General features: G+C 70.6%; 19 protein-coding genes. 11 read left to right on the plus strand and 8 right to left on the minus strand.

The window, feature by feature from the left end; all coding sequences use genetic code 11:
• The first annotated feature begins 21 nt into the window (after nucleotides 1–21).
• Nucleotides 22–1143, plus strand: a complete 1122-nt coding sequence (locus tag CAP_RS02195) for a Gfo/Idh/MocA family protein (protein ID WP_044235493.1) — start codon at nucleotides 22–24, stop codon at nucleotides 1141–1143.
• Here the strand turns inward: CAP_RS02195 and CAP_RS43540 are convergent.
• Together CAP_RS43540 and CAP_RS02205 are read right to left on the minus strand one after the other, a co-directional pair.
• Nucleotides 1125–1799, minus strand: coding sequence for a hypothetical protein (locus CAP_RS43540; protein ID WP_156040419.1), 675 nt, complete (start codon nucleotides 1797–1799; stop codon nucleotides 1125–1127). The two genes, CAP_RS02195 and CAP_RS43540, sit on opposite strands and share 19 nt — an antisense overlap.
• 467 nt (nucleotides 1800–2266) lie before the next feature.
• Nucleotides 2267–2938, minus strand: a complete 672-nt coding sequence (locus CAP_RS02205; protein ID WP_052373973.1) for an NADPH-dependent FMN reductase — start codon at nucleotides 2936–2938, stop codon at nucleotides 2267–2269.
• Between the two features lie 93 nt (nucleotides 2939–3031).
• Here CAP_RS02205 and soxR point away from each other — a divergent pair, with 93 nt between their 5' ends.
• Both soxR and CAP_RS02215 read left to right on the plus strand, forming a co-directional pair.
• Nucleotides 3032–3589 (plus strand): redox-sensitive transcriptional activator SoxR, encoded by a 558-nt coding sequence (gene soxR, locus CAP_RS02210; RefSeq protein ID WP_081864468.1) that lies wholly within the window; start codon nucleotides 3032–3034, stop codon nucleotides 3587–3589.
• A gap of 275 nt (nucleotides 3590–3864) precedes the next feature.
• Nucleotides 3865–4263: a hypothetical protein gene (locus CAP_RS02215; RefSeq protein ID WP_044235495.1), complete on the plus strand. Its 399-nt coding sequence runs from the start codon at nucleotides 3865–3867 to the stop codon at nucleotides 4261–4263.
• Nucleotides 4264–4310: 47 nt separating this feature from the next.
• Here the strand turns inward: CAP_RS02215 and CAP_RS02220 are convergent, their stop codons facing one another.
• Genes CAP_RS02220 through CAP_RS02230 form a run of 3 tightly spaced genes read right to left on the minus strand, consistent with a single transcriptional unit; the run spans nucleotide 4311 to nucleotide 8466 of the window.
• Complete coding sequence (locus tag CAP_RS02220; protein ID WP_052373974.1) at nucleotides 4311–5558, minus strand: choice-of-anchor L domain-containing protein; 1248 nt, start codon at nucleotides 5556–5558, stop codon at nucleotides 4311–4313.
• Between the two features lie 57 nt (nucleotides 5559–5615).
• Nucleotides 5616–7622 carry a hypothetical protein gene (locus tag CAP_RS02225; RefSeq protein WP_044235497.1) on the minus strand — a complete coding sequence of 669 codons (2007 nt, stop codon included), beginning with the start codon at nucleotides 7620–7622 and terminating at the stop codon, nucleotides 5616–5618.
• Nucleotides 7623–7635: 13 nt separating this feature from the next.
• On the minus strand, nucleotides 7636–8466 hold the full coding sequence (locus tag CAP_RS02230; RefSeq protein ID WP_044235499.1) for a LysR family transcriptional regulator: 831 nt from the start codon (nucleotides 8464–8466) through the stop codon (nucleotides 7636–7638).
• Between the two features lie 84 nt (nucleotides 8467–8550).
• Here CAP_RS02230 and CAP_RS02235 point away from each other — a divergent pair, with 84 nt between their 5' ends.
• Both CAP_RS02235 and CAP_RS02240 read left to right on the plus strand, forming a co-directional pair.
• Nucleotides 8551–9267, plus strand: a complete 717-nt coding sequence (locus CAP_RS02235) for a TSUP family transporter (RefSeq protein ID WP_044235501.1) — start codon at nucleotides 8551–8553, stop codon at nucleotides 9265–9267.
• Nucleotides 9268–9398: 131 nt separating this feature from the next.
• Entirely contained in the window at nucleotides 9399–10076 is a 678-nt protein-coding gene (locus CAP_RS02240) for an HAD family hydrolase (protein ID WP_044235731.1), read from the plus strand.
• 32 nt (nucleotides 10077–10108) lie between these two features.
• Here CAP_RS02240 and holA read toward each other — a convergent pair whose 3' ends face one another.
• Nucleotides 10109–11179, minus strand: a complete 1071-nt coding sequence (gene holA, locus CAP_RS02245) for a DNA polymerase III subunit delta (protein WP_044235503.1) — start codon at nucleotides 11177–11179, stop codon at nucleotides 10109–10111.
• An 86-nt stretch (nucleotides 11180–11265) separates the two neighbouring features.
• On the opposite strand from holA, the gene CAP_RS02250 reads away from it, so the two are divergent.
• On the plus strand, nucleotides 11266–11997 hold the full coding sequence (locus CAP_RS02250; RefSeq protein WP_044235506.1) for a YqjF family protein: 732 nt from the start codon (nucleotides 11266–11268) through the stop codon (nucleotides 11995–11997).
• Between the two features lie 12 nt (nucleotides 11998–12009).
• Here CAP_RS02250 and CAP_RS49710 read toward each other — a convergent pair whose 3' ends face one another.
• On the minus strand, nucleotides 12010–12492 hold the full coding sequence (locus tag CAP_RS49710) for a DUF7689 domain-containing protein (RefSeq protein WP_156040420.1): 483 nt from the start codon (nucleotides 12490–12492) through the stop codon (nucleotides 12010–12012).
• Nucleotides 12489–13829: a tetratricopeptide repeat protein gene (locus tag CAP_RS49715; RefSeq protein WP_156040421.1), complete on the minus strand. Its 1341-nt coding sequence runs from the start codon at nucleotides 13827–13829 to the stop codon at nucleotides 12489–12491. Before CAP_RS49715 ends, CAP_RS49710 begins: the two co-directional genes overlap by 4 nt.
• A gap of 267 nt (nucleotides 13830–14096) precedes the next feature.
• Between CAP_RS49715 and CAP_RS49720 the strand changes: the two genes are divergently transcribed.
• The 5 genes from CAP_RS49720 to CAP_RS02280 all read left to right on the plus strand — a co-directional run bounded on the left by CAP_RS49720 (nucleotide 14097) and on the right by CAP_RS02280 (nucleotide 20381).
• Complete coding sequence (locus tag CAP_RS49720) at nucleotides 14097–14453, plus strand: hypothetical protein (protein ID WP_156040422.1); 357 nt, start codon at nucleotides 14097–14099, stop codon at nucleotides 14451–14453.
• Nucleotides 14454–14585: 132 nt separating this feature from the next.
• Nucleotides 14586–15854 carry an efflux RND transporter periplasmic adaptor subunit gene (locus tag CAP_RS02265; protein ID WP_052373975.1) on the plus strand — a complete coding sequence of 423 codons (1269 nt, stop codon included), beginning with the start codon at nucleotides 14586–14588 and terminating at the stop codon, nucleotides 15852–15854.
• Entirely contained in the window at nucleotides 15851–16558 is a 708-nt protein-coding gene (locus CAP_RS02270; protein WP_044235509.1) for an ABC transporter ATP-binding protein, read from the plus strand. The genes CAP_RS02265 and CAP_RS02270 overlap by 4 nt, the downstream gene beginning before the upstream one ends.
• Nucleotides 16558–17763: an ABC transporter permease gene (locus CAP_RS02275; RefSeq protein WP_044235511.1), complete on the plus strand. Its 1206-nt coding sequence runs from the start codon at nucleotides 16558–16560 to the stop codon at nucleotides 17761–17763. The genes CAP_RS02270 and CAP_RS02275 overlap by 1 nt, the downstream gene beginning before the upstream one ends.
• A gap of 50 nt (nucleotides 17764–17813) precedes the next feature.
• Entirely contained in the window at nucleotides 17814–20381 is a 2568-nt protein-coding gene (locus CAP_RS02280; RefSeq protein ID WP_044235513.1) for a helicase-related protein, read from the plus strand.
• Nucleotides 20382–20403 lie beyond the last annotated feature (22 nt).

Consider the following 20403-nt stretch of genomic DNA (forward strand, 5'->3'; position numbering starts at 1 on the left):
GTGAGGAAGGCGCGTGGAGACATGATGGCAGACCAGATCGGCGTGGGCATCATCGGCGCGAACCCTGACCGCGGCTGGGCCGTGAGCGCGCACATCCCGGCCCTGAAATCCCTCCCCCGCTACGCGCTGCGCGCGGTCAGCACCACCCGCAAGGAGACCGCCGACGCCACCGCCCAGCGCTTCGGCGTCCCCCTCGCCTTCGACGACCACCACGCCCTCGTCACGCACCCCGCCGTCGATCTCGTCGTCGTCTCCGTCAAGGTCCCCCTGCACCACGCGCTGGTCACCTCCGCCCTCCGCGCCGGCAAGCACGTCTTCTGCGAGTGGCCCCTCGGCAACGGCCTCGACGAGGCCCTCTCCCTGCGCGACCTCGCCGTCGAGAAGGGCGTCCAGCACGTGGTCGGCCTCCAGGCCCGCGCCTCCCTCGTCATCAACCAGGTCCGCGATCTCGTGGCCCAGGGCTACGTCGGCGAGGTCCTCTCCGTGAGCGTCCTCGGCTCCGGCAGCGCCTGGGGCCCCATCGTCGACACCGCCAACGCCTACCTCTACGACCGCGCGAACGGCGCCACCCTGCTCTCCATCCCTGGCGGCCACTTCATGGACGCCCTCTGCTACGCCCTCGGCGAGCTGGGTGAGATCGGCGCGAGCTTCGCCACCCGCCGCACCCGGGTCACCCTCGCCGACACCGGCGAGACCCGCCCCGTCACCTCCCCCGACCAGGTGCTCGTGAGCGGCACCCTCCCGAACGGCGCCCCTGTCTCCCTGCACCTCCGCGGAGGCCAGACGAACGGCACCAACCTGCACTGGGAGATCAACGGCACCGAGGGCACCCTCCTGGTCACCGGCCCCTCCGCCCACGTGCAGCTCGCCGACCTGAAGCTCCTAGGCGCCCGCGGCGACGCCCCCCTCGCCGAGCTTCCCGCTTCTAACGCCGACACGCACGCGCACCGCCACGCCCCCGCCGCCCCTCCCGGCCCCGCCTTCAACGTCGCCCAGCTCTACGCCCTCCTCGCCGACGACATCGCGCACGGCACCCGCAAGGCCCCGAGCTTCGACACCGCCGTCACCCGCCACCGCATGCTCGCCGCCATCGAGCGCGCCGCCGCCACGGGCAACCGAGAGCGTTACGCGCCAGCCCCCTGAACGAGCGCCACCGGCGTCACCTGCGCCGCCCGCGCCGCCTGCGCCGCCTGCGCCGCCTGCGCCGCCTGCTCCGCTTGCGTCGCCTGCGTCGCCTGCGCCGCTTCGGCTTCCGCTGCTTCTCCCTTGGCCGCTGCTTCGGCTTCCGCGGCGGCTTCTGCGGCTTCTGCCTCCGCAGCCGCTTCGGCCTCCGCGGCGGCCAGGTTCCGGCGGCGGGTCTTCGCCGCGCGCAGCCCATTCTGTGCGTTGTAGGCGACGGTCTTCTCGAAGGGCGCGAGGAGCGACTCGTCCTTCCGCCGCGCTGCCGATCGCACCCCGTCGGCCACCTGGGCGATCAGCACCTCGCGCTCGTGCACGTACATGGCCCGGCTTTCCCGGACCACCTCGGCCAGCTTCTCGATGACGTGGCCCACGCCGTCGAGCATCTCCACCCGCGCGGTGCAGTCCCGGATCTGCTGGTCCAGCTCCGGTGCGAGGCTCACGGCCGCCGCGTATCCCGGCAAGCTCGTCGCCAGTTCCACGAGCACGGGCCCGAGCCCCTCCTGCTCATGGCGGAGCCCTCGGAGGGCGCCCGGGGGAAGGTCTATGAGGATCTCCGAGAGCGCCGTGACATCCACGGTCCGGGGCCCGGCATACGGCTGAACGGTACGGTTCGCCACGTCGACATCCTTTCGGTCAGGGCGCCTCCCCTGCGCGAGGGGGAGCGTGAAGCTCAAGGTCGGCACTGCCCCCATGGCGGGGACGGGCCGGCTCCTGAAATGCGCACGACCCTTCGCACTGTCAACGCCTGGCGGATCTTTTCTGTTCAGCGCTCCTCCTGGCAGCACAGAACGACGCCCTGAAAGTAAGCCCCCTTCCCGTCGACGACCTTCACCAGGTTTCCGGAGCCATCGACCGACGCCTCCGGACCCATCGACCGACCCCTCCGACGCTCAGCCCGATGCCTCCGGACCCATCCCCCCATCCCTCCGGACCCATCGCCGACGCCTCCGACGCTCAGCCCGATGTCTCCGGAGCCATCCCCCCATCCCTCCGGAGCCATCGACCGATGCCTCCGACGGTCAGCCCGATGCCTCCAGGACCCCCCCGCAGGCCTCCGACCTGCCCTCCCCTGGCCTCGGGCAGCTCAGGCCGCGAGGCGTCGCTCGGCGCGGCCCTGCTTGAGCAGGCGCCCCAGCCAGGACAGCTCGTCGATCACCTGCCCGGCGTGCTGCACGATGGCCCGGTTCACCGGGGCGCCCTGCGCGTCGGCCTCGTAGGCGCCGATGGGGAGGTTCAGCTCGTCGCGGATGGGGATCATCCGCAGCTCGATGGTCACCAGCCGGAGCTGCTCCACGGCCCGCGCCCCCGCGGACGAGTAGCCGTAGCTCACGAAGGTCACCGGCTTGTGGTTCCAGGGCGTGCTCACGATGTCGAGCGCGTTCTTCAGGTTCCCCGGGTAGCTGTGGTTGAACTCCGGCGTCACGATCACGAAGGCGTCGAGGCCGGTGAGCTTCTTCATCCAGCGCGCTTCGAGCTCCTCCGCCTCGTACTGCGCCTCGGCGACGCGCGTGCCGACGCTGCGGGCGTAGACCTGCAAAGGCCAGTCGCGCAGGTCGAGGATCTCGGCGGTCACCCCCGGGCGCTCCGCGAGCAGCCCGGCGATCCAGGTGGCGAGCGCCTCCCCCCGCCTCCCCTCGCGCACGCTCGCGAGGATGACGCCGACGGCGAGCGGGGGAGGCCCGGCGATAACGCGCACAGGGTCCAGATCTCCGGCAGCGGATGAGGTGCTCACGTCGAGGGCTCGTTCGGTCTCCATGGCGGTTCCTTTCGCGGTCCGTGCAGGCATGAGGGGAGCCTAAGACCTCAAGTAAACTTGAGGTCAAGGGGTCCGGGTGCTACCTCCAGACGGATGGCGATGGGTGGCGAGCTGACGGTGGGACAGGTCGCGGAGCGGAGCGGCGTCGCGGTGTCGGCGCTCCGCTTCTACGAGGCCGAGGGCCTCATCCACAGCCGGCGCACGGCGGGCAACCAGCGGCGCTACGCGCGCGAGACCTTGCGCCGGGTGGCGTTCATCCGGGTCGCGCAGCGGGTGGGGATCCCGCTCCAGTCCATCGGCGAGGCGCTCGCGTCGCTGCCCGATCGCCGCACCCCGACCGAGGAAGACTGGGCGCGCCTCTCCCAGGCGTGGCGCGCCGAGCTGGACCTGCGGATCGACTACCTGCACCGGCTGCGCGACGACCTGACCGAGTGCATCGGCTGCGGCTGCCTCTCCCTCGACAAGTGCAAGCTCGCGAACCCGTACGACGTGCTCGGGAAGAAGGGCGCGGGGCCGCGCCGGCTGGTGGTGCTGCCCGAGGACCAGAGTCCCGAAGACCAGAGCCTTGAGGTCCAGAGCCCCGAGGAGGCGTCGCGAACGGACGGCAAGCCGGCACGAGCGCGGGGGCGCACCTGCCTTGCGCCGCGGTGACGAGGCAGGCGTGCGTCTTCGCTGCATGTCGGTGACGGCGCCGCGGTGACGAGGCAGGCGTGCGTCTTCGCTGCACGTGGGTGACGGCGCCGCGGTGACGTGTCTCGGCGGCGCACGCATATGCCTGCGACACGAGAAAATCGGCCCGCTGATCGCAAGAGTCTCGCGACGCGTGACAGATCTCACAGACAGGCAATCGCCGTGTGCTGGCCGGAATAGATCTGGATGGGATCACGTAATTGCGGTCGGTGATTGCGGACCCACCAGGAGGATCGATGGGCCGTCGCAACGGGCAGGTGAGGTTCTGTGCAGGGCTCTCGTCCGAGGCACGCGCCTGGGAGCGACGACGGCTGCAAGAGCTGGGGCTGGAGGATGTGGTGTGGGATCACGACCGGTGGTGCCCACGGTGCCGCGCTGTCCTCGCGGTGCGCAGCGCAGCGGGCGTGGCGGAGGTGGAGGCGTGGAAGATGCCTGCCGACAAGCACCTCGGGTCACCCGAGGACGTGGCTGGCGCGGCGCAGCAGGCGCCAGCCGCGGCTGCGGAGGAGACGACAGACAACGGGGGGGAGAGGAGCCCGGAGATGCAGCTCCGAGGTCGGGCACCGCAGGCGGAGCAGGTGGGATGGGCAGCGCGGAGGACGCGGCGGGTGCGGCGGGTGCGGCGGGTCGGGTGAGGACGCGGCGGGTGCGGCGGGTGCGGCGGGTTGGATGAGGGCTGGACTTATTCGGGCGGAGGAACGGGCTGGGTTTCGGTGGTGGTCTCGATGGCTTCGAAGGCGAAGTTGTCGAGGAGGACGGTGGAGTCCAGATCGCCGTCGCCGGAGTCCCAGATGGTGAAGTGCAGCTCGATGTTCGAGCCGGGGTTCTCGATGGGCGCCGTGGTCTGGAGCCACGCGGTGGCGGCGCTGTTGGTGAAGTCGTCGAAGCCGGTGCCGGAGAGCTGACCGGCGCCGAGGGGGCAGGGGTAATTCTGGCCACCTGCTTGCTGCGCGTGGCAGACCTGCAGGAAGCCGGCGTTCACGCTGATGGTGTTGCCCTGGCTGTCGAAGGAGATGTTGCCGTCCGGCGTGCCCGAGAGCTGCGGGCTGAGCATGGCGACGAAGAAGTCGTTGTACTGCGAGCAGACGTAGACCGGGAACTCGTAGGTGTAGAAGTTGAGGTTGAAGCGCAGGGACTTCGCGTTGGTCGGCGTCTTGACGGTGACCCGGAGGCCCGCCGAGTCGTAGGGGATGCCGGTCTGCACACCCGGGCAGGCCGGTGACTCCTTGGGGTAACCCGGGGGCGCGCCGCTGGTGTAGCCCTTCACGTAGCCCGAGGGGCTCTGGTAGCCCGAGTCCGAGGGCTGCCGCGCGGCGCCCGAGGACAGGGCGAGGAGGCGCTGGCCGGCCTGGGGCTGCACGGCCGGGCCGAAGCCGCTGAGGACGCCGACGCCGGCGGCGTAGTTGCTGTTCAGGGGCTGCCCGTCGGCGGTCACCCACTCGGCGCTGACGACGCCCCAGGAGGTGCCGTCCGAGTCCTTGCAGAAGTCCATGGCGCGGGCGCCGGTGCGCGCATCGGCTGCGACAGGGAGGCCGGTGTCGCAGTTCGCGGGGTCGTCGTCGACGAAGCCGTTGCAGTCCTCGTCGATGCTGTTGCCCGGGTAGTCCATGGCGCCGGGGTTCATCTGGGTGGTGCAGTCGTTGCAGTCGCCCGCCGCGCCGGTGACGCCGTCGCCGTCGTTGTCGGCGTTCGGGTCCATCCCTTCGCAGGGAGGCTCCTCGGTCAGGGGGCCGCCCGCGCCAGTGCCGGTGCTGCTGGTGGTGAGGTCGATCTCGCCGCCGCCAGCGCCGCCTTCACCGCCACCCGTCGAGGAGCTGGCACCGAAGCCCTCGTTGGTGACGCCGAGGGCACTACACGCGGTGACGCCGACGTAGCCGGCGCAAAGGAACAGGACCGGAAGAGCGAGCGGAGATGAGCGGAGAAAGCGCATCGGGGGAAGCTCCGTAGGTGTAGGGAGCCGGAGCATACCCCGAAAGAAAGGCTATTTTCAGTCTGGATCACAGGGGCCGTCGCACACCTGATGGATCTCTCCCTGCAACCAGAGGCGAAAGATCTGCTCGTGCACGTTGGGCAGGAAGTTCATGTCGTGGTGCACGTTGTTGTCGGCCTCGGGGGGGAGATTCTCCTCGGGCGGGGCGGGGTCGTCGTAACCCTCCATCCGGTACTGCGCGAGGGCCGAGGAGGTGGTGGGTGAGGTCACCTGCTCCAGGCCGAAGACGTCGTACACGGGCGGCGAGAGCTGCTTCACGCCCATGGCGCGGGCGAGGATCTCGGTGGAGATGTTGGGGACCTGAGAGTCGCCGATGGCCTCCTGGAGGACGACGAGGCGGCCAGGAGGCGCGTCGGGCAAGGGCTCGCGGAACATCAGGCGCGAGACGTTGGCGGGGTCGCTGTGGTCGAAGCGGGCCTGGATGAGGGTCACGCCGAAGAGGAAATCGAGCGGGTCCTGGTAGTGCGGCTGGAGGAAGGCCTTGATGGGAGGGAACACGCTGGAGCGCGAGATCATGGTGCTCCAGGCCGAGCCAGGGACGCCGAAGGCAGCGTGGGCGATGTCCGGGGAGAGGGAGATGAACGACGAGCCCTGGATGCCGCCGAGGCTCGCGCCCCAGTAGTAGGTCTGGTCGAGATCGAGGAGGGGACCGCCGCCGGGCATCACCACCTGGGGGTCGTCCTTGAGGGCGCCGCGGGCGAGGCGGGTGAGGGCCAGGGTGTTGATCAGGCCCTGCTGGAGGCGGTCGGTGATGATGTGGATGTTGTCGAGGCTCTCGGCGATGAGGACGATGCGGTCGAAGTCGTTCTCGGAGAGGCCGATCCAGTCGGTGGCGATGACCACGGCGCCCTCCTCGTTGGCGATCTGCTGGATGGCGGCGCCGTCGCCGTCGCCCGTGAGGAAGGAGCGCCCGGAGCCGAAGATGCCGTGGCCGAGGATCACCAGGGGGAGCGGGCCGTCGGCCGCCTTCTTCGGGACGAGCATGGTGAACGGGTACGACTTGTTCACGGCCTGCTGCACGGGGAGGTGCGCGTCGTCCCATTCGATGCTGTCGTCGTCGCGGAGGAAGGTGGGGACCTCGAACTCGCCGAAGACGATGCGGGCCAGGTGCTCGTTGGGATCCTCCTGGACCTCGGTGATCACGTAGGGGAAGCCGGTGTCGCCCACCTGGTCGAGGGCGCGGTCGCGCATGCTGAGCACGGGGCCGAGGACGAAGTCGCGGCTGGCGACCATGAAGTCGAAGCCGGTGAGCAGGTCGGCGCGGGCGTAGCCGGAGCGCTCGGCGAGGCTGAAGATGGCGTCGTAGCGGGGCCTCACCGCTTCCAGCTCCTCGCTCGCGGTGGTGGTGCCGTCGACGAGGGCCTGGAAGGCGCCGGTGGGCGCGATCTCCTTGCCGTCCACGTCGCGCAGGCCGCGGCGGACGAGGACCACGTGGCGGTGGCCGGTCTCCATGGGGGCGACGGGGCGCACGATGAGCGCGGCGCGGTCCTGCTTGTCAGGGCCGGCCTGGCGGTCCATCTCCGCGAAGAAGGGCACCCGCGCGCCGGTGTCGAGATCGAGGAGGGCGATGGGGCAGTCCTCGCGCAGGGACTGGTCGAGTTCGTGCTGGTTGGGCAGGGGCTCGGTGTCGATCTCGCGGGCGAAGTGGAGGAGGATGGAGCCGACGGGCGAGACGCCATCGGCGGCGTTGTAGGGGGTGACGTCGAGGGGGATGGCCTCGTCGCGGAGCGGGAGCTTCTGGGCGTCGAAGTTCATCCGGATCCCGGTGAGGCTCGACGTATCCTCGCGCTGCACGAAGGCGCTCGGGTAGGGGTAGAGGCAGGCGTCGCTGGTGGCGAGCGGGTTGCAGCCCGGGGTGATGCCGAGGTCCTCGGCTGCCGGACCGGGCGTCTCGTCCCCACCGCAGCTCGCGAGGAGCGGCGCGAGGAGCGTGATGGCGAGCGGCGCGAGCGGGGCGAGCGGCGCGATCCGCCGCGCAAAGCGGGTTCGGTGGGGAGCTTTCACGGTGCCCTCGACGCTACCCGGAAGGTGGACGCCGCGCGAGGAGCATCGCGCGGAGGCGCGCGGCGGCAGGGGGGAGCCTGTCGACGCCGCGGTGCACGAGGCGCAAGGTCCTGCCGATCGGCGTGGCGGGGTGAGGGACCTCGACGAGGCGGCCCACGGCGATGTCGTGCTCCACGGCGAGGCGGCTGACGAGGGCGATGCCGATGCCCGCCCGGACGTTCCCTTTCACCGCGGCGATGCTGCCGAGCTCCATGACCACGGGGACGCCCGGGAAGTGCTTCTCCTGCAGGGTGCGGGTGGCGGAGCCGCGGGCGAAGGTGACGAAGGGGGCCTCGGCGGGGCGCGGGAGATCGGGCGAGGCGACGAGGATCAGGGTGTCGTCGTACCAGGGCTCGCCCTCGTCGGCGGTGATCACGCCGAGGTCGAGGTCACCGGCGTGGAGGGCGGCGCGCACGTCGTCGGGGGTGGCCTCGCGGAGGAGGAAGCGCACGGCGGGATGCTCGGCGCGGAACTCGGCGAGGACCGGCGGGAGGAAGTAGGTGCACGCGGTGGCGCCGGCCCCGAGGCGCACCTCGCCGGCGTTGAGGCCCTCGATCTCGGCGACGGCGCGGCGCCCGTCCTCCAGGGCGGCGAGGGCGGCGCGGGCGCGGGGGACGAGGGCCTCGCCCGCGGCGGTCGGCGCGGCGCCCCCGGGTCCGCGGGCGAGGAGGCGGGCCCCGAACCAGCCTTCGAGGCGCTGCACGGAGGCGGTGAGCGCGGGCTGGGAGAGGTGCGCCCGCCGCGCGGCCTCGGTGAAGGTGCCGTGCTCGACGATGAGCAGGAAGTGGCGGAGCTCGTCCATCATCAGGACCGTTGATAGCAGCCTTCCGAACAATCGATTGGTCCGATGACGCGCCGGGCCCTACCTCTTGGAGCAGGAGGTACCGACGTGCTGCTCTGGGCGCTTCTCTTTCCCCTGGGCTTGCTGGCGGGGACGCTGACCACGGTGGCCGGGATGGGCGGGGGGATCCTGCTGCTCCTCGCGGTGTCGCTGGCCACGGGTCCCGCAGAGGCGCTGGCGATCACCGCGCCGGCGCTGTTCATCGGCAACGCGCACCGGGCCTACCGCTTCCGGGGCGAGGTGAACCGGCGCATCGTGACGCTGTTCGCGCTGGGCGCGGTGCCGGGGAGCCTGATCGGCGGGGCGCTGGTGACCTCGCTGCCGCGGGGCGCGCTGGCCTGGCTGCTCGTGGGGAGCACGGCGTTCGCGGTGGCGCGGGCGCTGGATGTGCTGCGGTTCCAGCCCGCGCCGGCGCTGATGACGCCCGCGGGGTTCGGGATCGGGGCGGCATCGGCGACATCCGGAGGGGCCGGGCTGCTGGTGGCGCCGCTGTTCATGGCCGCAGGGCTGACGGGGACGGCCTACGTGGCGACGACCGCGGCGGCGGCGACGGCGATGCAGGCCGGGCGCGTGGTGGCCTACGGGGCGAGCGGTCTGGTGACGGGCGTGTCGCTGGCGATGTCGGCGGTGCTGGTGGGGTCGCTGCTCGGCGGCAACCTGCTCGGGGAGCGGGCGCGCAAGTACCTGGACGCGAAGCGGTCGCGGCAGCTCGAGATGGCGACGCTGCTGGTCTGCGTGGCGCTGGCCCTGCTGGGGCTGTGGTGAGCGGGCGGGGCGGCGGAGCGAGGCGGGGGCGAGACGGAGCGCGGCAGCGCGCGGCGGCGGGCGAGACAAGGGCGAGGACGGCCGTGCACGGGCGGGATGCGCAGGGCGAAGGGGCGTCGTACCCTGGCGGCGTGCGACCCACCGTCCTGCTCTTCGACATCGATGGCACCCTGATCTCGTCCGGAGGCGCAGGGAGGCGCTCGTTCGAGAAAGCCGTGCTGCGGGCCACCGACCGGCGCGATGCCTGCAACTTCTCGTTCGCAGGGATGACCGACCGGTCCATCGCGCGCACGGCGCTCACCAACGCGGGGTACGAGGTGACCGAGGAGAAGATCGCGGCGCTCATCGAGGGCTACCTCGGCTTCCTCGCGGAGGAGCTTCCCTCGTCGCAGTGCGTGGTCCACACCGGGATCGCGGAGGCGCTCGATGCGGTCTCCGGGCAGGAGGGGGTGGCCGTGGGGCTGGGGACCGGGAACGTGCACCCCGGGGCGCGGCTGAAGCTCGGGCGGGTGGGGCTGTTCGAGAGGTTCGGGTTCGGGGGGTTCGGGAGCGATCACGAGGTGCGGCCCGAGCTGCTCCGCATCGGGGCCGCGCGGGGGGCCGCGTTGCTGGGGGCGCCCATGGAAGCGTGCCGGGTGGTGATCATCGGGGACACGCCGAAGGACGTGGCCGGCGCGAAGGAGATCGGGGCGGAGTCGATCGCGGTGGCGACCGGGCAGTACTCGGTGGACGAGCTTCTGGCGTGCGCGCCGACCTGGGTGTTCCCGGACCTGACCGCGGAGGGCGCGCTGGCGAGGCTGCTACGTTAGGGCGGCGTACCCTGGAGCGGGGGGTCTGTCGCTCAGCGCGCGCACATGTCCATGAGCATGGTCTCCAGCACGGCCTGCGGGGGGCGGCGGGAGCCCTTGAGGGCGAGGTCGGTCTCGGCGAGGAGGCGCAGCCAGCGCGGCAAGGTGCCCTGGGGCAAGCCGCGCACGGTCTGGGCCATCTCGCCCGCCTTGAAGGGCGGGACGCCGGCGCGCTGGGCCGCCTCCTGGGGCGCGAGGCCGGCGCCGAGGGCGGCGTCGAACTTGACCAGGCCGCGCACCGACCAGGCCACGAGGCCGAGGAGCTTGAGCCCGCGGTCGGTGGGGTCGTAGACGTCGGCGAGGGTGGCCATGGCCCGGTCGAGGCGCCGGTGGCCGATGGCGTCGAGCAGCTCCCAGGTGGTGCTCTGGCGGACGCGGATCACGATCTCCGCGACGGCCTCCTCGGTGATGGGCTGCTTCTCGCCGACGAAGAGCGAGAGGCGCTCGATGGCGTCGACGACGTAACCCAGCTCGGGGCCGGCGATCTCGGCGAGGTGGTCGGCGACCTCGGCGGAGATGGCGTTGCCCTTCTCCTTGGCGACAGTGCGGATGAAGGCCGGGAGGGAGCGGCGCGGGAGCTGCTCGCAGGCGACGAGGAAGTCCTGCTTCTTCGCCATGGTGACCAGCTTGCGCTGGGCATGGAGCTTGGTGGCGACGAGCACGACCACGGCGGAGGGAGCCGGCTCCTTGGCGTACTCGGCGAGGGCGTCGAGCGGGGGGAGCAGCCTCGAGACGCCCTTCTTGCCGGCGGTCTTGCCGTCGGGCTTGCCGTCGTCGTCGCCGCCGTCGTCGCCCTTCTTCTCCCAGCGCTCCAGGCCGCGGGCGAGGATGAAGCGGCGCGGCGCCATCATCGGCAACATGCGCGCGGCGCCGAGGACCGCTTCGGCCGTGGCCTCGCCCGCCGTGAACTTGTCCTCGTTGAAGCCGGCGATGCCCCCCCTGGACGCCGCCTCGCGCAGCGCGCTCACCACGCGATCGATGTACCAGCGCTCCTCGCCCATCACGAGGTAGACGGGCCGCAGCGAGCCGGTGCTCGCCTCCTTGAGCGCTTGGTCGGGGGTCACGGTCCCGGCATCGAGCGAACCGCGGAGGGCGTCAAGGGCTCGCGTCCACGGTGGTTGCCGGTGCGGGGGACGCGGTACGCTGCGTCATGGACCGGATTTCCCAGGGCGTGCGTCCGAGTGGCCGACCGGCAGGCTTCCAGCGCTGGCGCTCGCTGCTGTTCCTGCACTGGGAAGTGGACATTGCGGCGCTGCGGTCGCTCTTGCCGGCGCCGCTGTCCATCGACACGTTCGAGGGGCGCGCCTATGTCGGCGTGGTGCCGTTCACGATGCAGGACGTGAGCCCGTGGTGGTCGCCCAGCGTGCCGGGGATCTCCAACTTCCACGAGCTGAACGTGCGCACGTACGTGCACCACGAGGGGCGCGATCCGGGGGTGTGGTTCTTCAGCCTCGACGCCGCCAAGCTCGTCGCGGTGCTGATCGCGCGGGCAGGCTGGCACCTGCCCTACCACTTCGCAGACATGGAGCTCACGGCGCGCGGCGGCGAGGTGCACTACCAGAGCCGGAGGCGGTGGCCCACCGAGCGCCCCGCGACGCTGGAGGCGCGCTACCAGATCGGTCCGGCACTCGGCGCGGCGACGCCGGGAACCTTCGAGCACTTCCTCGCCGAGCGCTACCTGCTCTACGCCGACGGAGGCGACGGGAGGCTGTTCACGGGGCAGGTGCACCACCACCCCTACCCGCTCCACCACGCGGAAGTGCTGGCGCTGCGGGAGACGATGGTGGAGGCGGCAGGGTTGCCAGCGCCGCAGGGCGCGCCGCACGCGCTGTACAGCCCGGGGGTGGACGTGGACGTGTTCGGGCTGCGGCCGTTGGGGTGAGGGGCGCGGGCCTCAAGGATCGTCGGCGCGACGAGGACGCTGCATGAAGAGGCAGACATGGCCGAAGAGCGGTCCTTCGAGTGCCGCGAGATCGTCGTGCTCGATGTCCCCGAAGCGACCGAGCTTGCTTGCCCAACGCCCGTCTCGCAGTTGCCTTGCGACGTGCGTCACCATTTTCGGCGTTGCGTAGAGGGCCACCTTGACGAGCCCTGGCTCGAGCCGCTCGTCCTCGCATACTTGATAGCCCTCAGTCTTCAGGGCTGCAGCCCAGTCCTCTGGCGTGTTGTCGGGATGAACGCCGGGAGGCCAGTAGATGTTAGGTTCTTCCGGGGGAACCACATACGGCTCCCACCATTGATCGATTCGACCTGTACCGAATCCGAGGCAGTTGTAATCTGGCGTGTACTTGCTGGTGAGCCGCGCGTTGAGTTGGCTGAGGTTCGGCCAATCCTCATGCCACGTTTTGGGCAGATGCTCGCTCCACTCTAGCTTCACCAGCGCATCCCTCGCGCTTTCCCCCAGGTGACCCAGCGTGCACATAGCTGCGAGGTCGTCATCTTCTCCCCGGGCTGGACCGGCGTCTCCCCAGTAAGCCTCACGAGCGCATCATGCCAGTGATCAGGTTGCCGCTCGATCAATCGAAGTATCTCCGGAACCACACGGGGCCCGAAGCTCAGGATCTGTTGATACGCCGGGTGTTGGTAGGCCACCCGCATCACTGAAAGCCCTCCAGTCTCCTCACGCCACCGCGTCGCTAGGGCGTCGAACGCCAGCGCACGTACCAGGCTGCTCACGGCTTCAGTTCGGGTCTCACCATTACGGTGAAGCTCTCCCGAGGAGCAGATCCAACCATCCTGTTCGAGCTGCCAAAGGGCTGTCACATGCGCTGGTGGGTTTACCTGCGTCGCCGCCACACCAGGCGCCCAGAGACGCGTAGTCTGAAAGCCAGACGCGAGCCGCTTTTCGAGTCGCTCCTCCACGGCCCGCTCCGACCCGGATTGCCACTCGTGGCCACCCCAGACGAAGACTGCTGGCAAGAGCAAGTTACGCGCAATCAGCCGATCGACGGTATTCACAATCAAGCTGCGGTCACGCTCAGGGTGTGGTGGCACGTCAACATAAGCGGCTCGCAAAGCCTCCATGGCCTCGCTCTCGCGGCTGGCATCAAAAAGTTTTCTCACAAGCCGAGACCAGAAAAGTGCGTTCTCCGGCCAGTCCGTGAGGGCACTTCGGTAACCTGCAATTGTCTCCTCGATATTCTCGCCTGTCCCGTCCGGCGAGCGCTCTGCGAGCATAAGAGCCTGATTATAATGGCAATAGTGCTTTGCGTAAGCGCGCGTCCGCCGCTCTAGCCTGCCTGGGCATCGCTCATCGAGTTCAAGGAGAGCCTCGTAGCTCTGCACCGCCCTCTCGGGATAGCCTTGCTTGGACTGCCGCACGGCGGATTCCAGAAGCGGGCCCACACTGAAATCTGCGAACTCAAGAGCCTGCTCTATGTCAGGGATCGCGGCATAATGGCGATGAGCTTCCAGCACGGCGAGGTGGTTCGGATGTCCCGCGCCTCCGCGCGCCACATGCGCGAAAGCATCGGCAAGGATACGGTGCCGTTTGACGGGTTTCCCCTGCCCGCTGACGCCGTACCAAGGTTGCGGCAGCGAGATCTGCCCCTCGTGAACATCGATCAACGCGAGATCGCGAGCGCGTTTGATGCTCTCGACCGACAGCAGCTCGAGTTCCTCGAACAGGGTATGCTGAATGGGACGCCCATGGGTTGCGAGGAGCGAGATGAGTTCCCGCAATTCAAGAGGCATGCCATCCCAGAGGTCAGCCATGAGCGAGGGCTCATCCCATCCGCGACGTTCCCCTGGTCCGAGCATGATCTCTCGGGCCACAGCGAGCGCATACCGCTCTGGATCGCGCTCTGTGAGTTCCCAGAGGCGGTCGGCAGTCCAGCGGGAGTCCTCGACGGGGCGCAACGCATACCGGGGGGCCCCTACCAGAGTCGCCATAGCCGCACGCTGCTCCAGCCAGGTGGAGAGGGATCTCGATGAAGGAGCGTACAGGCCTGGAAGCTCCCATTCGGCGCGTGAAGCTTGGAGATGCTCAAGTCCGTCGACCAACAGGAATTTGCCCCGCAATGCCTGGCCTATCACTCCCTGCCAGCCATCCGTAGACGTCGTCGGCCCCCTCAGGTGCTCCGCAGTCTGGCTCAGCACCTCAGGCCCGCATCGCATCGCAATCGAAAGAGGCACGTAGGAGCCGACGTCGAGGTCACGCTCAATCTGCACCAAGATCGCAGCCTCGCCGAGCACGTCGGCTGCCTGTCGAAGAATCTGAGTTTGCGCCCGGCCTTGACCCAGCCGCACTTGCCGTCCGGCTTGAATCTCGCCGAGGAACCGCGCCATCTGTTTTCCCTCGACCTCTACCAGATGCACAAATTCCTCATGATCGCTTGAAACTTGTCGATGTTAAGCACACACACCTGAGCCCGGCAACCGCGCCTTGCAGGACATCAGCCGTCCAGGGGCAACATTCCGACATACGCCTTGAGCGCCACGTGAGCCCGGAAAGCATTATCTTCCCCGGCGATGGCACGAGAGCAGGGGACGGCCGCGAAGGAGCGGGGAGCTGGGCAGCAGGAGGCAGACCCGGAGGTCGTGAAGACGCTGGGGCTCGGGAAGCCGCGGCGGCGACGGTGGATCTGGCGCGCGGTGATGGTGCTCGGCGCGGTGCTGGTGGTGGCCCTGGGCGTGCGGTGGTTCAAGCAGCGGCAGGCGGCGGCGGGGATCCCGAAGTACGAGGACGCCGAGGTGACGACGGGGGACCTGGCGGTGACCGTGACCGCCACCGGGACACTGGAGGGGCTGAACACGGTGGACGTGGGCGCCGAGGTCTCCGGGAGGATCACCAAGGTGCACGTGGACTTCAACGACCGGGTGGAGAAGGGGCAGCTCCTCGCGGAGGTGGACCCGGAGCAGCTCCAGGCGTCGGCGGACGAGGCGTCGGCGCGGGTGGCGTCGGCAGGCGCGAGCCTGCAGCAGATGAAGGCCACCCTGGAGGAGGCGAACGCGAAGCTCGTGCAGGCGGAGGCGCAGGCGGCGGAGGGGCTGATCTCGAAGCAGGACATGATCACCACCCGGGCGGCGGCTGCGCGGGCGGCGGCGACGCTGGCAGGCGCGAAGGCGGACGCGACGCTGGCGCAGGCGCAGCTCAAGAACGCGCGGACGAAGCTCGACAGGACGCGGATCGTGGCGCCCATCAAGGGGATCGTGCTCTCGCGTCTGGTGGAGGCGGGGCAGACGGTGACGGCGGGGTTCGAGACGCCGGTGATGTTCAAGCTCGCCGAGGATCTCACCCGGATGCGGCTGCACGTGTACGTCGACGAGGCGGACGTGGGGCGGGTGCGCGAGGGGCAGGAGGCGAGCTTCACGGTGGACGCGTACGCGGGGAAGACCTTCCCGTCGAAGCTGCTCTCGCTCAGGAACGAGCCGAAGTCGGAGGAGGGGGTGGTGTCGTACGAGGCGGTGCTCTCGGTGGACAACACCGAGCTGCTCCTCCGGCCCGGGATGACAGCGACGGCGACGATCACCACCGAGGCGCGCAAGGGGGTGATGCTGGTGCCGAACGCGGCGCTCAGGTTCTCGCCGCCGGTGCAGGGCGGTCCCGGGGGGCCTCCCGCGGGTCCCGCGCCTGGCGCGGAGGGCGTGGAGGGGGCGCGGGTGTGGATCCTGGAGAACGGCAAGCCGATCGCGAAGCCGGTGGCGGTGGGGGCGACGGACGGGACGCGCTCCGAGATCACCAGCGAGATCATCAAGCCGGGGATGCGGGTGCTCACCGATCTCGCGGAGACCCCATGAATCCCCTCATCCAGCTCACCGACGTGACCCGGGTGTACGGGCGCGGGGATGCCGAGGTGCGGGCCCTGGCGGGGGTGAGCCTGACCATCCACGAGGGCGAGTTTCTGGCGGTGATGGGCCCGAGCGGGTCGGGCAAGTCGACATGCATGAACCTCCTCGGGTGCCTCGATCGGCCCACCGCGGGCTCGCACAGGTTCCGGGGGGTGGAGGTGAGTACGCTCTCGCTCGATCAGCTCGCGCTGCTCCGGCGCCATTACCTGGGGTTCGTGTTCCAGGGGTTCAACCTGCTGGCGCGGACGAGCGCGATGGAGAACGTGGAGCTGCCGCTGGTGTACCGGCGGGTGCCGGCGGCGGAGCGGCGGGTGCTGGCGCAGAAGGCCCTCACCGACGTGGGGCTCAAGGGGCGCGAGGGGCACACGCCCGCGGAGCTGTCGGGGGGGCAGCAGCAGCGCGTGGCGATCGCCCGGGCGATCGTGACCAACCCGGCGATGCTGCTCGCGGACGAGCCCACGGGGAACCTGGACTCGGCGCGCAAGGAGGAGATCATGCGGCTGCTCATCGAGCTGAACCGGGAGCGGGGGATCACCGTGGTGATGGTGACCCATGAGCCCGACATGGCGGCGTATGCGTCGCGGATCGTCACCTTCCGCGACGGGCTCGTGGAGCGTGACGAGCCCGGCGCGCGCGCGGAGGCGTACCGCTGATGTGGTGGGCGACGATCCTCATGGCGCTCCGGGAGATCCGGCGCCACACGATGCGCTCGGTCCTGACCGGGCTCGGGGTGGTCATCGGCGTGGGCGCGGTGATCATGATGGTCACCGTGGGCTCGGGGGCGACCCAGAAGGTGACCAGCGACGTGGCGAGCATGGGCAACAACATGCTCACGGTGATGCCCGGCGCGATGCGGCGCGGGCCGTCGAGCACCCCCGCCAAGCCGTTCAAGCGCGAGGACGCGGACGCGATCAAGCGCGAGTCGAACGCGGTGAAGGACGTGGCGCCCACCGCGCAGGGCGGCGCGCTGGCGGTGTTCGGCAACAGGAACCACACCACCTCGATCTACGGGTCGACCGAGTCGTTCTTCGTGATCAGGAACCTCACCATCGCCAAGGGGCGGGCCTTCACGGCCTCGGAGATCCAGGGGGCCGTGCCGGTCTGCGTGCTCGGCGAGACGGTCCGGAAGGAGCTGTTCGGCGCGCAGGAGGCGATCGGCACCTCCATCCGGCTGGGGCAGCTCTCGTGCACCGTGGTGGGCACCATCGCCTCGAAGGGTCAGTCGACGTTCGGCCAGGACCAGGACGACCTCATCGTCATGCCCCTGACGGCGTACCAGCGCCGCATCGCGGGCAACAGCGACGTGAGCAGCATCGTGGTGAGCGCCAAGAACGACAGGTCCACCACCCGGGCGAAGATGCAGATCGAGGGGCTCCTCCGGGAGCGGCGCCGCGTCGCCCCCGGCAAGGACGCGGACTTCTCGGTGATGGACATGAAGGAGCTGAGCCAGGCGCTCTCCAGCGTGACGGGCACGCTGACCGCGCTGCTCGGCGCCATCGCCGGGGTGAGCCTGCTCGTCGGCGGGATCGGGATCATGAACATCATGCTGGTCTCGGTGACCGAGCGGACGCGCGAGATCGGCATCCGCCTGGCGATCGGCGCGCTGGCGAACGAGGTGCTCCTGCAGTTCCTGGTGGAGGCGGTGGTGCTCTCGATGCTGGGCGGCATCCTGGGGGTCGCCCTGGGGCTCAGCGGATCGTTCGCGGCGACCCGCGCCTTCGGCCTGCCCTTCGTGGTGTCGCCGGCGATCGTGATCATCGCGGTGACGTTCTCGGGGACGATCGGCGTCGCCTTCGGGTTCCTGCCGGCGCGCAAGGCCGCACGGCTCAACCCGATCGATGCGCTCCGTCATGAGTGAGGGCAGCACCTCGCGTGGCAGGGCGGGGTGGGTTACCTTGAGCCGCCCCGATGCCCGAGGCCGCACCTGTCACCGCCTTGCTGGGGCCGACCAACACCGGCAAGACGCACCGCGCGATCGAGCGCATGCTCGGCTACGACACGGGGATGATCGGGCTGCCGCTGCGGTTGCTCGCGCGCGAGGTGTACGACAGGATCACCGCGCGCCTCGGGGAGTCGCGGGTGGCACTGGTCACGGGCGAGGAGAAGCGCATCCCCCGGAGCCCGAGCTACTGGGTGTGCACGGTGGAGGCGATGCCCATCGGGCACGAGGTGGACTTCCTCGCCGTCGACGAGATCCAGCTCGCGGCGCATGACCAGCGGGGGCACGTCTTCACCGAGAGGCTCCTCCATGCGCGGGGGCTGCGCGAGACCTGGTTCATGGGGGCCGACACCATGCGCAGCGCGCTCGGCGAGCTGCTCCCCGCAGCGAGGATCCAGGAGCACCCCCGCCTGTCGAAGCTCACCGGGACGGGGACCACCAAGCTCTCCCGCCTGCCGCCGCGCAGCGCCGTGGTGGCCTTCTCCATGCAGGAGGTCTACGAGACGGCCGAGCGGCTGCGCGCGCTCCGGGGCGGGGCGGCGGTGGTGCTCGGCGCGCTCTCTCCGCGCACCCGCAACGCGCAGGTGGCGATGTTCCAGTCGGGGGAGGTGGACACCCTGGTGGCGACCGATGCCATCGGGATGGGGCTGAACCTCGACGTGCACCACGTCGCGTTCACCTCGCTCCGGAAGTTCGACGGCCGCGAGGTGCGGCCCCTGGAGCCGCCCGAGATGGCCCAGATCGCCGGCAGGGCGGGGCGCTACCAGACCGATGGCACCTTCGGGGCCGTGGCCCCCGTGCAGATCCCGCCCGGGGTGAGCCTCGCCATCGAGGCGCACCACTTCGCGCCGGTGCGGCGGCTGCGCTGGCGCAACGCGGACCTCGACCTCGGGTCGCTGGAGGCGCTGCTGGCGTCGCTGGGGGCGCGGCCGCGGTCGCGCTGGCTGGAGCTCGCGAACGACGCGGAGGACACGGCCGCGCTGCGCAAGCTCGTGGAGGACCCGGCGGTGCGGGCGCGGGCGCGCGGCGAGGAGGCGGTGAAGCTCCTCTGGGAGGTGTGCCGCGTCCCGGACTTCAGGAAGCTCCTGTTCGAGTCGCACGTGGCGCTCCTCAAGGAGCTCTTCGTGCAGCTCACCGGCCCGCGCAGCCGGATCGATCCGGACTGGATGGCGGCGCGGGTCGCGGAGATCGACGTGGGGTCGGCGGACATCGACACGCTGCTCATGCGCATCGCCTCGATCAGGACCTTCACGTACATCGCGCACCAGGGAAGCTGGGTCGACGACGCGGCGGGCTGGCAGGCGAAGACCCGGGCGGTGGAGGATCAGCTCAGTGATGCGCTGCACGAGCGGCTGGTGCAGCGGTTCGTGGAGCGGGGGCACCGGCGAGGAAGGGCCGTGGGCACGGCAGGCGGGGTGGCCGCGGGCAGCGGCGCGCAGAGCCGGGGCGAGAGCGCGACCCGGGCCGGAGCGCAGGGGCGAGGCCCGGAAGGGGGCTCGGGGGCGGGGAAGACGCAAGGGGGAACAGGCGCGCGCGAGGCCGCGGACAGGGCCCATCCTTTCGCCCGGTTGCTGGAGATGCGGGCCGCGCTCGCCCCGCAGGCAGCAGAGCCTGAAGGCAGCTCGGTGGACCGCTGGGTGGAAGCCGTGGTGGAGGCCCCGCCCGAGCGCTTCCAGGTGAGCGCCAGCGGGCGCATCTCGGTGGACCTCGGGGCGGAGCACGCGGACGCGGAGCACGCGGACGCGGGGCACGTCGCGGGGCATGTCACGGGGCACGTCACGGGGCGCGTTGCGGAGCACGTCGCGGGGAAGGACACTGCGCGGCCCCTCGGGCAGCTCGCCCGGGGGACCTCGCTGCTCCTGCCCGAGGTCCGGCTCAAGGGGCTCGAAGCGCTGGGTCCGGGGGCGCGCACGCGGCTCCTGCGCCGCCTCCTGGCCTGCGCGCGCGACCTGGTGGAGGACCTCTTCGCGCCCCTGCGCGCTCCCGAAGCCCGCGACCTGGGGCCCGCGGGCCGAGGGATCCTCTACCAGGTGGAGCAGGGGCTGGGCACCGCGCTCACTGCGCGCGCCTCGGAGCAGCTCGCGGAGCTGACGGCGCGGGATCGGGAGGTGCTAGGCGCCCTCGGCGTCGTGCTGGGTGAGCAGCTTCTGTACGTGCCGGCGCTCCTGCGGCCCCAGGCCGTGGAGCGGCGCGTGGCGCTCTGCTCGGCGTGGTTCGAGGGGCGCGCGCGTCCCCCGTGTCCGCAGGCAGGGGCGGTGTCGTTGCCCGTGCCCCCCGGCGCCGATGCGCGGGCTTTCGTGGCGGTGGGGTATCCCATCTACGGGCCGCGCGCGCTGCGCGCCGACGTGGCGGAGCGGGTGTATCAGGCGCTCACGGCGAGCGGGGATCTCCCCGTACCGCCAGATCTCGCGCGCTGGATGGGCTGTCCTGCGCGCGAGGTGGGACGCGTGGCAGCGGCGCTCGTGGGTGGAGCGCCAGGCCTCGCGGGCGGGGATGCGGGCGGTGCTCAGGGAAGACCACCAGCCCCCTCGCGCTGAGAACACCGTGCGATCCGGAGCC

The sequence above is a fragment of the Chondromyces apiculatus DSM 436 genome (genome assembly GCF_000601485.1).
Classification (GTDB): domain Bacteria; phylum Myxococcota_A; class Polyangia; order Polyangiales; family Polyangiaceae; genus Chondromyces; species Chondromyces apiculatus.